Source organism: Ruegeria sp. O11, from assembly GCF_056535285.1.
In genome coordinates, this window is the sequence record NZ_JBQERS010000041.1 from 1 (window position 1) to 1,208 (window position 1,208).

Here is a 1,208-nt window from a genome sequence, read left to right on the forward strand (position 1 = left end):
CGCAACACATTCTGTGAACTTCTCAGCTGGTGTTTGATATTGCAAGGTTTTGCGAGGCCGCTCATTGAGCTGTCTTGCGATGGCACTGAGTTTCGCTTGCGAGTGCACCGATAAATCGGTTCCACGTGGTAGGTATTGGCGAAGAAGGCGGTTGGTGTTCTCGTTTGAACCGCGCTGCCACGGCGAATGTGGATCGCAGAAATAAACCTCAACATCGGTTGCCATCGTCAATCGCGGATGGTCCGCGAGTTCCTTTCCACGATCCCAGGTCAGGGATTTATAGAGTTCTTTTGGCAGACGTTTTGATTGTTTGATTAGCCCTGAGATTACGCTCCTGGTGTCCTTGTTGGCGACCTTGATCAGCATGACATAGCGAGATTGGCGTTCAACCAGAGTGGCGACATAGCTGTTTTTGGAGCCGCCGATCAGGTCGCCTTCCCAATGCCCAGGAACGGCGCGATCCTCAACGCAGGCAGGTCGTTCGCTGATCGAGACGGCATCTTTGACCTGTCCCAGACCGTTGCGCTTGAGGCTGGCATGCCGTGATCGACGCACCGTGCGCCTGGCGCGCAGATGATCCAGTAACTCTTTCTTCAGCACCCCACGCGCCTGGATATACAGGCTTCGATATATCGTCTCATGCGACACCTGTTTTTGCGCCTCTCCCGGAAAGCTGCGTTTGAGCCAGCCCGCGATCTGTTCGGGTGACCATTTGCGGCGCAGCTTTGCGGATACTGCGCGGGCCAACGCCGAGTGGCAAGCCAGCTTGCATGCTTTGGGGCGCAGGGCACGATCCCAGGCCGCCTGTTCCGAAGCTGCCGCCCGATAGGCAACGCGGCCGCCATTGCGCCGGACCTCCCGGCTGATCGTCGAAGGCGCGCGCCCCAATTGAAACGCGATGGACCGCAGAGACCTGCCTGTACTGAGCCCACGCGATATCTCTTCTCGTTCGCCAAGGACCAGAGCCCGTTTGTTCCGCGTCCGATCCGGCGGACGGATGCCGCCTGTCGGGGAAATGACGGAAAACACAGACGAGGACTGCCGATCAAACACCCGACCGATAGAACTCATCGACTCCCCGCGCTGCCAACGATCCCAAATCTCAGCACGCTGTGCGGCGTTATAGTAAATGCGACGACGATACTTCATGGGAAACACTCCATCTTTGCTCAAAGATTAAAGTGTTGCGTCCACCTGTTGAGGGCACC

1 protein-coding gene is annotated in these 1,208 nt (G+C 57.2%); it reads right to left on the bottom strand.

Annotated features, from left to right (window positions below):
• The coding region (locus tag ACRZ91_RS22160; protein WP_480908649.1) for an IS30 family transposase at positions 1–1,149 on the bottom strand (1,149 nt) is incomplete at its 3' end.
• Positions 1,150–1,208: the final 59 nt, after the last annotated feature.